The sequence below is a fragment of the Xenorhabdus sp. PB62.4 genome (assembly GCF_014467285.1).
Taxonomy (GTDB): domain Bacteria; phylum Pseudomonadota; class Gammaproteobacteria; order Enterobacterales; family Enterobacteriaceae; genus Xenorhabdus.
Window position 1 is genome coordinate 1 of record NZ_NKHR01000043.1, and the last position, 9,499, is coordinate 9,499.

General features: G+C 42.9%; 15 protein-coding genes. 4 read left to right on the forward strand and 11 right to left on the reverse strand.

The genetic code is table 11. The features are described from left to right. Together Xenpb_RS18340 and Xenpb_RS18345 are read right to left on the reverse strand one after the other, a co-directional pair. On the reverse strand, positions 1-386 hold a 386-nt coding region (locus tag Xenpb_RS18340), incomplete at its 3' end, for a hypothetical protein (protein WP_187655598.1). A gap of 64 nt (positions 387-450) precedes the next feature. Then, positions 451-810 carry a type VI secretion system tube protein Hcp gene (locus Xenpb_RS18345; RefSeq protein WP_187655599.1) on the reverse strand — a complete coding sequence of 120 codons (360 nt, stop codon included), beginning with the start codon at positions 808-810 and terminating at the stop codon, positions 451-453. Positions 811-1,789: 979 nt separating this feature from the next. Here Xenpb_RS18345 and Xenpb_RS18350 point away from each other — a divergent pair. Beyond that, the gene (locus tag Xenpb_RS18350) at positions 1,790-2,002 is read left to right on the forward strand and encodes a hypothetical protein (protein WP_187655600.1); all 213 of its coding nucleotides are present in this window, start codon (positions 1,790-1,792) and stop codon (positions 2,000-2,002) included. A gap of 98 nt (positions 2,003-2,100) precedes the next feature. Here Xenpb_RS18350 and Xenpb_RS18355 read toward each other — a convergent pair whose 3' ends face one another. The 5 genes from Xenpb_RS18355 to Xenpb_RS18375 form a co-directional block, all read right to left on the reverse strand. Next, positions 2,101-2,385, reverse strand: a complete 285-nt coding sequence (locus Xenpb_RS18355; RefSeq protein WP_187655601.1) for a type II toxin-antitoxin system RelE/ParE family toxin — start codon at positions 2,383-2,385, stop codon at positions 2,101-2,103. Next, positions 2,378-2,620: a type II toxin-antitoxin system ParD family antitoxin gene (locus Xenpb_RS18360; RefSeq protein ID WP_187655602.1), complete on the reverse strand. Its 243-nt coding sequence runs from the start codon at positions 2,618-2,620 to the stop codon at positions 2,378-2,380. The genes Xenpb_RS18355 and Xenpb_RS18360 overlap by 8 nt, the downstream gene beginning before the upstream one ends. 139 nt (positions 2,621-2,759) lie before the next feature. Further along, positions 2,760-3,380 (reverse strand): hypothetical protein, encoded by a 621-nt coding sequence (locus tag Xenpb_RS18365; protein WP_187655603.1) that lies wholly within the window; start codon positions 3,378-3,380, stop codon positions 2,760-2,762. Beyond that, on the reverse strand, positions 3,377-4,261 hold the full coding sequence (locus Xenpb_RS18370) for a site-specific integrase (RefSeq protein ID WP_187655604.1): 885 nt from the start codon (positions 4,259-4,261) through the stop codon (positions 3,377-3,379). Before Xenpb_RS18370 ends, Xenpb_RS18365 begins: the two co-directional genes overlap by 4 nt. Continuing rightward, positions 4,254-4,478: a hypothetical protein gene (locus Xenpb_RS18375; protein ID WP_187655605.1), complete on the reverse strand. Its 225-nt coding sequence runs from the start codon at positions 4,476-4,478 to the stop codon at positions 4,254-4,256. The genes Xenpb_RS18370 and Xenpb_RS18375 overlap by 8 nt, the downstream gene beginning before the upstream one ends. Positions 4,479-5,204: 726 nt before the next feature. On the opposite strand from Xenpb_RS18375, the gene Xenpb_RS18380 reads away from it, so the two are divergent. Next, complete coding sequence (locus Xenpb_RS18380; protein WP_187655606.1) at positions 5,205-5,573, forward strand: ProQ/FINO family protein; 369 nt, start codon at positions 5,205-5,207, stop codon at positions 5,571-5,573. A 27-nt stretch (positions 5,574-5,600) separates the two neighbouring features. Here Xenpb_RS18380 and Xenpb_RS18385 read toward each other — a convergent pair whose 3' ends face one another. From Xenpb_RS18385 to Xenpb_RS18400, 4 genes are all read right to left on the reverse strand, one after another. Continuing rightward, positions 5,601-5,918, reverse strand: a complete 318-nt coding sequence (locus Xenpb_RS18385) for a type II toxin-antitoxin system RelE/ParE family toxin (RefSeq protein WP_187655607.1) — start codon at positions 5,916-5,918, stop codon at positions 5,601-5,603. Beyond that, complete coding sequence (locus Xenpb_RS18390) at positions 5,902-6,174, reverse strand: plasmid stabilization protein (protein ID WP_187655608.1); 273 nt, start codon at positions 6,172-6,174, stop codon at positions 5,902-5,904. The genes Xenpb_RS18385 and Xenpb_RS18390 overlap by 17 nt, the downstream gene beginning before the upstream one ends. Positions 6,175-6,456: 282 nt before the next feature. Next, complete coding sequence (locus Xenpb_RS18395; protein ID WP_187650874.1) at positions 6,457-6,714, reverse strand: helix-turn-helix transcriptional regulator; 258 nt, start codon at positions 6,712-6,714, stop codon at positions 6,457-6,459. A 182-nt stretch (positions 6,715-6,896) separates the two neighbouring features. Then, a complete protein-coding gene (locus tag Xenpb_RS18400; protein ID WP_187650875.1) occupies positions 6,897-7,142 on the reverse strand; it encodes a hypothetical protein in 246 nt (81 codons plus the stop codon). 645 nt (positions 7,143-7,787) lie between these two features. Here Xenpb_RS18400 and Xenpb_RS18405 point away from each other — a divergent pair. After that, positions 7,788-8,267, forward strand: a complete 480-nt coding sequence (locus tag Xenpb_RS18405) for an Hcp family type VI secretion system effector (protein ID WP_187655609.1) — start codon at positions 7,788-7,790, stop codon at positions 8,265-8,267. Then, on the forward strand, positions 8,267-9,187 hold the full coding sequence (locus tag Xenpb_RS18410; protein ID WP_187655610.1) for a DUF4225 domain-containing protein: 921 nt from the start codon (positions 8,267-8,269) through the stop codon (positions 9,185-9,187). The genes Xenpb_RS18405 and Xenpb_RS18410 overlap by 1 nt, the downstream gene beginning before the upstream one ends. The last annotated feature ends 312 nt before the right edge of the window (positions 9,188-9,499 follow it).

The following is a 9,499-nucleotide window of genomic DNA, read 5'->3' on the forward strand; positions in this document are numbered from 1 at the left end:
GCTAGTATTGATTGAATATCCCAGTGGAATAAGTTGGTGATCCATTGGTTATATTTATCTGTTGATTTTATTTGTTGCTCATATGAATCGTTTAGATATTGAATTTCCTGCTCATATGAATCGTTTAGATATTGAATTTCCTGCTCATATGAATCGTTTAACGATTTGATTTTTTCCTCACGATGTTCATCGTTTAACGATGTAATTTTTTTTTCCTGTTTATCTCTTAATGATTTGATTTTTTTCTCATATTTATTTCTTAAGGCTTTATTTCCTTTTTCAATATCATCCCTTACATATTTCATTTCTTTCTCATAGGCATTTCTTAAAGCTTTATTTTCCTTTTGTGATAGTTTATTTAATAAATAAATATTGTTATTTTTCATTTTCATAATCTTCTATTTTTTATGGGCGATGGTATTTCTTGCCGCCCATCACTAATGTTAGTTATCAAACTATTTTTATTTGTATTTTTTCATAAGAAGCATTTTCGTCTGAAAACTTAGTGTCTATTCTTTCTATAAACGCATTTTTAAAATTAAACTCATGCGTTATGTTGTTATCAACACACTGGACTATTTTTAATTCTAAACGATCATTTTTATCAATCGCATTAAATAGTAAAGGTGATGAGCTATCTACATTCTTTTCTAAAATTATTTTTTCTATGTGACTTAAGTCATCAATGCCTTTTGATAACTCTAAGCTTTTAACCTGTATTTTATCTTTGTGGGTATCATCATCTGAACAGTTTTTAGATAGTAATCCTTGAACTTCTCCCGTAATTTCCATGTAAGTAGCATACCGCATAGTATTTTCTCCTTGTTGTTAATGACTCCCAAGTAAGCCATTTTATTTGAAAATAGGCAATAAAAAGCTAATGCCGTTCTGGTTTTTTATTTTCATCAGGTAGGAGAGCGGTAACGTAACACATAAAAAAACTTGTAATGACGGCATTAAAACAAAAAAGATCAGTCTGAGATCCTTTTTGGTTTGGTGTTGGTCGCAAAATGAACAAAAATAAGAATTTTGTGTAAAAAAGCCTAATGCCCCAATGTGGTACAACCCTGAGAGGAGCGAAGCGACATCATCATCGCTTGTAGTTTTTCTGTTTGGGATTCTTTCGACGTTTATCCTAGATTCCCTGTCCCGTTGATTGAGTTCTTTATCAGGTACGCACTGTACTTTGTGTGACCGCAGCGTGATTCGGAGGCAGAGCCGTCATGTCGTTTGACGGGACGTGATTACCACAATTTGCCTGTTTATCCTTTCGGAGACCGGGCGAAGTCCGAATCAATCAAGGGGTGTGCAATGGGTTATAGTCGTTGAATGGTTTTAAGGAAGTAGTGACTCGCTAGCTTCCCTCTGCTAAGATAGGATTGTCACGTCGAATCTTTGGCAGAGATGCACACAAGATTTAGCGTAACAGAGCCGAGGCAGTTTCACCACTGTTCTCGGTTTTGTTACATCTGGGACTTGATCAATTTCTCACTTTGTGAGATCCGCAACGCTCGCCGCAGCTTTGACTAGCGAAGTCTGTCAAGGCGAGGAAGCGTCATATCATCCGCTGTTAATCTGATGCACGGTCACCGTGAAGCCGGACGGTTTTTTTCGTCGCGGCAGATTTTTTTTCCGTGAGAAAATTTATAAAAATAAGACCTTCGTCACAATTTAGTCACGAAACGGATTTGTGGGCGATGCCGTGCATAATTATTCATAGGCTGAAAAACGGCTGTGCGCGTTTTTGCGTGTTTTTTAGGGAGAAGAGAGGGACTTTTACGGGGTTAAGGTGAAAATCGCCCTGAGGGGCGTACAGACGGTTCGGGCAACGGGTGTTATGTTAAATAAGGTGCTTGTACGCCTTAAATGTTATCTTCTGTTTGAACGACAAACCCGGCACCAACTTTGGTTAGTTTCTCCGTATGGAACTTTTCTGTATCCAAAGAGAGATAATAATTCGCTTGATGTACGTGCTGTTTTTCCGCAATTAGGGCAAGAGTGAGGAAGGTTAACTGAGCCAGACATAAAATTACCTTTTTAAAATTATAATTAATTTCATATCTGGGGATATTTTGTTCACATTTCAATAGGTAAATACGATTACCATAAATGTCGGGTATGCTCCATTTGTTGGTGCAAGATACGAGCGATCAGGATATCAGTTTTTCGGACTGTGTAAAAAATGGTGTGTCGCTGAAACTCCATCCGCATGATACTGGATACTGAGGGATAATCCCGTCCAATGTAAGGCATGGTTGATAGTGTCTTTAAAAATGTATCCAGAGCTTCTGTATAGCGATCTGCTTGGGTTTCGCCGAATTTCATTAATGTATAGTCATAAATTCCCGCAAAATCCTCTGCTGCACGTTTTGATAGCTTATACACGATGTTGCTGTTTCCTCTGTTCAGCAATGTCCCATAGCGTTAGGGTGCTTTCTCCACTTTCCAATCCTTCGAGTACTGAGTTACGGATCGCATCATCTAGATTTTCCTGTTTTTCCAGCAAACGTAACGCTGACCGCATAACTTCGCTGGCTGAACCATAGCGGCCACTTTCAATCATTCGCTGCACAAAACCGTCAAGCTGTTTTCCCATACTGACTGACGTAATTTTTCTCATATTGAATACCTGTATTAACTATTAATACATCAAGCATACTGCAAGCTGATAAGCCAGGCCATATTTATCTATATGCAAATCCCCAACAGCGAGATGTGTTCGATATGCCGGTAATCCAACAAAACATTTTTGGATAAGGTTAGCTTTTAATGAATTCTTGAAGATTCCTGTTCTGATCTTCCTGAGCCTGTTTCCGACGCAGTCTTTCTGCTGTAGCCGTTGCATTCCGGCGTCGCCGTTCTGCATCCTGGGCTTTGGTATGGCTTTGTTCAACTTCATGTGCAGCTACGGCTAGCTGTCGTTCGGTTTCTGCAATGAGGTTCCTGACTTTGGCCGCTACGTCTTGTTCAAGCTGCCGGGCACGGTCTAAAGCACAGGAGGCTTCCCTTTCCCGGGTTTCTGCGGCCTGGAGTTGTGTCTGCAACCGTTGGTGCGCGACTTTCTCGGCGCTTTCAGCACGACGTTCTGCGGCTTCGGCTTGTTGCCGGTAGTACCTGCGTTGGTTCTCGTGATCTGCATTCTGCGCTGTGCTGAACGCCGGCGCGGAAACCATGAGTGTGAGAACGCCGCCCAGCACTGCTCCGGCCAGCGCAACAGGCCAGAAGTGAATGATGACGGCAAATCCCTGTGCAATCACCCTGATCCGGTCATTTTCGACCAGTATGCCGACGATAAGATCATTCATGCTGGCATAGACGCCAAAGCTGACAACGGAAAGAACGAGCAGGAATGCCAGCCCTGTCATTACACGCCATTTCATCGCAGGTAAGTCTCCGTAATTTCCGGCCGAAAATGCCCCATTTCCTGACTGATGGTGGTCAGTGCGTCCTCCCGGACAAGTCCCTGCCGTTGCAGTTCGCTCATGCGCTCCTGGGCATAGGAGTGGCGCAGGCCATGCGCACCGGCAGACCATCCCAGCACGCGGTTGGCCGCCGCGCTGAAACTGTTTGTCCAGGCTTTGCCAGCACCAATCTCATAGCGGGAAAGGTAATTTATTCCCCGGTCTGTTACCGTCCGGGGTTCAGGGCGGCGCAGGGTTTCCAGCCGTTCTGCCAGATGATGAGGGATCAGAACTTCGCGAACCAGCCCCCCTTTCCCCTGTACGGTGTACAGATGGCCGTCGCGGCCGTTCCATTTGGTTGCTGTTGCCGGCCTCTCGTTAGCCGGGCACTCACGGACGGGGGCCAGTGTGTGCAGTTCGTGTGCCCTGAGTCCGGCCGCATACGCCAGCTCAGTGGCCAGCGCGTTTTTGGCGGTCTGTGTGTGAGCAATCAGCGCCACTTGTGCCGGGGTGTAAGCGCGGCCGGTCAACACCTGGGGACTTTCAGCGCGGATAATCGGAAGGGTCTGGCCGTGGAGTAATGCGCCGGTGACGTGGTGCATCATGGCCTGAATGGCTTGCCGCTCCATGTCCAGTGTCTTCTGTCCGACGGCTTCACCACGGGTTTCCAGATAGTCGATGGCTGTCGCCGGTGTCAGTTTTCGCAGGTCGGAACAGGCGCGGGAGGACTTCACCCATTCAGCCACGCGGGTTAAAGCCTGCTCGTAGTTGCGCACGGTGCCAACGGAGCGTAACGCGCTGCCCTGCATGGCTTTCATGACAGAGGTGGCCTGCCTGGCTGGACTGGCGAATTTAGCCATTGCGCGCCAACCAGCGGGTGACGGTGGAGAGAACAACCCGGATACGTTTTTTCCTGAGCCAGCGTTGCAACTCGGCGGCGCTGGCCCCTTCCCGATGTAGTTGCAACAATTCGCCTGCGTAACGATCGAGGCGGGATTTCCGGTAACGCTGCTTGCGGATAATCCGGGTCTGTTCGCGCAGCACGGCCAGCTCCTTGCCTGCATCAAACTGGGGCATGTGTGTCTCCACGGGTTAGGGGGTGTAAGAACTACTGACCTGAAAAGGTTCAGCGACAATTGAATGTCTATTTGCCCCGGTTTGAACCGGTGTGGTTCAGGCTCGGACTAATCTCGCCTTGTTACCCGTCAGCGTGGGTAAATCGCGGCCGTGACACTGGCTCAGTGGCGTTTGGGCTGTACGCGTCAGAAATCGCCAAATGGGCTGTTGGGTGACAGAAATCTCGGATCGTTGACCTGTATCCGGTGTAGCAGGAGTGCGTCAAAGGGCACCAGACTTATCACAGCTTTCACAATAGCGTAAAAACCGGGCTAATGATAGTTGCGTTTAAAATATTGCGTATAAGTATGAAAAAGCCATAAAACCCCGCTATGCACAGCTTTTTTAATTGTTGGGCATAGCGGGGTTTTATGATGAATACTGACGGGAGGATAAAATAGGGTTTACGACTCATGGAACGCACAAATTTGGCTGCATTAGATGGCCTCAATACGTGACTCATCTACCTGTTGGACGGAATGACGACGTGTTGTCCACGCTTACTGTGGATAACGTTGTGTGCCTGATGAAAAAGCAGGGCATCAAAAGCTGAATGGCGTGAGTTTTGTGTGAATTGGTTGTTTTATAGTCTATTTAATTAAAGGGGGAAGTTTTAACGGTTCTGTTACGCGAGTGAAACAGTATGTAGAATGCCCCTTTTAACGATGTTTTTAATGAGATAGCACTATGGCAACAGAAACTGAAGAAGAGAAAAAACAATTTGAGCGGGAAGCAAAGGCATTGTTAGAAGGTTTCTGGTCAACTTTGTTTTGTTACCGGGCGCCGCGTCCTCTTAAAGTGGGTGTGCTGGAAGACCTTATTTCAGATGCAGAAGCCCGTGGATTGCCTTTTAACAAAGAAATACTGAGAAAAGCTCTCGTGAAGTACACCTGTCGCTATAAGTATCAGGATGCGCTGGCACAAGGCGGGGAGCGTTACGGACTTGATGGAAAAGTCGATGGGATGGTTTCAGATGAACAGCAGGAGAGAGCGAAAGGGCAGATAGCCCGGCGTAATGCCAAGGCGGCTCTCGTAAGAAACGCAAAAAAGTCTTGAATCAGCCATTTCTGGCATTTCTGGACGTTATTCGTTCGCCCCCTGCTCGCGTATTGAGTGGGGATTCTGCCGTTGTCCAACGACTGCCAGTACGTTAACCTGCTTCGCTTGATCGTCTACTTCGTAAAGGACATGCTGTCCTGCCAGACTTATGCGGCGTACATTCTCGCCGTAGCGTTGATCCATTTCGTATAGGCGGGGAAACTCTGCCAGTTTGTCAGTGGAATTCAGGAGGCGATCCGTCACATTTCTGGCATCCCAGAGTGATGAATTTTCGGCGATATAGTCAAAAAGTGCCATAACGTCCTCGATAGCGCCTTGTTTCCATTCAACGTGATACGGCATCTCGTAACTCCTGATAACGGCTTTGCAACTGCTGGCGAAGCTGTCCCGTGGTCATGCCTGGGCGATTGTCGGCGCGGGCGATCGCAACTTTGGCTCTTACCCGTTCTTCGTACTCAGCTTGTGCCAATTCCTCGTTAGCTAACCGTTGCAGAAGTTCTGCGTTTCGGACTGCGTTGTTGCCGGGCATGATCTGGGGCAGATTTTCTGCCAGTTCACGCAGGAAGTTGGCGTTTTCATAGTGAGTTGTGTTGCTCATGGTCATACTCCAAATTTCCGTGTGTGTGGGAATCTCGCTGGGTTTTTCTGTGAGTTGTGTCAAATGACCTGTGCCGATTATACGCCATAAAATTTAATTGATTAAATTAAGGTACTAAAAACAGCTTATCTTATGGTTGCGAGCCGAAATCGCTCAAAATTTTGGTATCACTTGGTAAAATCCAAGTGATACCAGTAAATAGTGATATCTCTTTAGCTGGATAAGGGGGTGATAAGTGCAGAAAGTGACCCTCTATCCAAAGAGGAAATTAATAGTTCGCTATCATGGATTATTTCGAGGTTTGCGTTCTATCAGGCTGCCCATGTTATCGAAATAACGACTGGGCCAAATTTCGGAGGGATGAAGTTCAAGACGGTTAGCAATGATCCATTCCCCTTTTGGCCAAGGCCGAACCAGCGTATTCGCTAATGTGGATGAACTTAATCCGGCCTGACGAGAGATTGCTGATAAGGACGTTCCCTGTTTGCGTAATGCAGCAATGACATCAGCCGGATGCCAGTCTTTTTTTGGTATGCTCATTTTCTATTTTCCTTTTTTAAATGAAAAAAGTCAGAGGAGCAGTACAGGAGTGCTTAATGCTGTCTGAATTGTTACAGCAAAAACATAGACAGGCTCACTGGCAGAAAATCCTGCCAGTGGAACACTCTACAAGGCTGCGACCCCTTGGTTATCAGTTTAGGCCGATAACATTTTTAGATTACTTATTTGGATAAATCAGAATCTGATTTATTGGGTTCTAGGATTTCTTTTACCGCGCCGATATCCAGTTCTTGGCTTAATTTCCGCAATTTTTCGACGATAACATTAATACAGCTATGGATATGCCTGACATTAGTCTCTATATCAGATTGGTTGCAGAGATATTCGGCACATTTAATGAGATCACAGGAATCTCGCGCCAGTGCGTAAGCGTCTGTCTCAGTTTGATAAACGAAGAGTTTAGTCATGCTTAACCTCGGTATTGTGAGGTAAGACGACGGCAGGTACAGAGGAACACCATCGGAAAAGATTCATTTTTGTTTTCTCCTTTTAGTGGTGGCAGTTCAAACAGGGTTCGCAGTACCGGGAGTGTTCTTCCAGCGAGGCCAAAGCCTCCCCTGCCTGAACCACCATAGATAAAGGCGAAAACAGGCACACTGGTATATGTATTTCATACCAGTGAAAACACTCTAGGGCTGCGACCCCCTAACTATCGGATTTTGCCAATAGCGTTATCAGGTTAACGGGATAATTAAAAATATTCAATAATAAAATCAACTGCATGTGCTTTATTGATGATAAATATTTTTTGTATTAATGGTGCGTTAGTGGTGTTGTAAACGGTATTCTAAACGTGGTGCGCGTAGATAATATTTTATGTCCTGTGTTCCAGTTAAAAACGCGCTAAATAAATTGTCATTTTCATATTTCCCGTTTACAGGTGTTTTTAAATCCCTTAAAAGGTATTTTTAGTGATTAAACTTACCTGTTTAACATAATTTATGATGGGTATCTGAATTTATAATTGTATAAAATTTTTTCATTTCAAATATTTTATTTTAATTATTTTTGTAATATTATGATTTTTTTATTAAAAATAATAGGGTATGAAGATGGCGAACATTATTTATCTTAAGATGATGGGAAATAAACAAGGGTTAATCTCTAGCGGGTGTTCTACTGTAGATTCCATTGGAAATAAATTTCAAAAAGGGCATGAGGACGAAATACTGGTTAATGAATTATCCTCTAATTTATCCATGCATCAAAATGTCAATTTTCAACCTATCGACATACGTAAACCTATCGATAAATCATCGCCTTTATTATCACAAGCGTTAACATCAAATGAGATATTAACCTGTGAGTTTTTCTTTTACCGAACGGCGATGAGTGGCGGGCTTGAATTATATTATAAAGTTAAATTAACCGAAGCGTCTTTGGTGAATATCAATTTCTTTTGTCCGAACTCTGTCACCCATAATGATGCCCAACCCGAGGAATCACTCTCCATTAAATTTAAATCCATTACGTGGGAACATGTGACTGCCGGAACCAGCTCTTATAGTATCTGGGATGAGAGGGTATACTAATGTCATCATTAATATTAGAGTCAAAATTTAATTTTTATGCTAATAAATTAATTAAACTTTCTCAATACTCATCCGCGTATTTGTTGGATTATATTGAGTTTAAAAATGGCTACAAATATGAAATAAGCCAGGTTGTTAGGTTGATAAAAAATGATTTTCAGATAGCTCTATACAATTATGAGCAAGGGAGAGGCGGTGAATATTGGGCACAGGCTTCAAAATATGTGGATGAAATACAATTTGAATTTGAATCGGAAGAATATGGTTATGAGCAATTAAGAAAAAAAGATAAACAAGCTTATTTAAATACTCAAGAATATTCAGGTAAAGGGTATGTGTTTTATGGTAAAAAGTCGTTAACCATTGTTGGTGGTGCTATACAGACTTATGTGGGATGGATAACGTTTAATGCAGGTAGAGCGATAAGGAGTAAAGAGCTTAAAACGATGGGGCTTCTAGGGATAACTACAGGGGGTAGCAATTTTACAGAAGGAGTTACCAATATTTTGTATGAAGTTACAGACGGTGTTATTGACCCTGTAAATCCTATTAAGTATATGACAGAAAGAGGTTTTTTAGCATTGGGGGCCGATGAGGGGGTTGGTGAAATAGCCTATGATGTGGTAGATTATGGGGTGAGTTTTTATTTTGGATTGGCTGTTCTTACTAAATTTGATAAAGCCAAACGGATTATACATTTACCTGTAGAAAAAAAGGGGGGAGGATTGGAAAAAGCGTCACTATTAGATAAATTGTTCACTCCAAAAGGGATTAGATTATTTAGATGGGGACTGGCTGATCTTAAAAGGAAAATGGGTGTTAGTAGCAAGCCCATGCTTGCTTATGGTGTTGGTAATCTATCAATTAAAGGGTATTTGCTGTTAGATAAGCATGTTAATGGCGAGAATGAAAATAACTAAAAAAGTAAATAATCCTTGCTTTTAAATATAGAAATAAACTTATTTTTTTATCTAGTGATATTGTAATTGAGAAAAGAAAAGCTACGGATAAATATAAGGAGGAAAAAATATAAAACATAATCAATGGGCTATTTTTAGTTAGAAATATCGTTGACAAATAAAGTAATATTAATATGGAGGTGGGGGCTAGTATTGATTGAATATCCCAGTGGAATAAGTTGGTGATCCATTGGTTATATTTATCTGTTGATTTTATTTGTTGCTCATATGAATCGTTTAGATATTGAATTTCCTGCTCATATGAATCGTTTA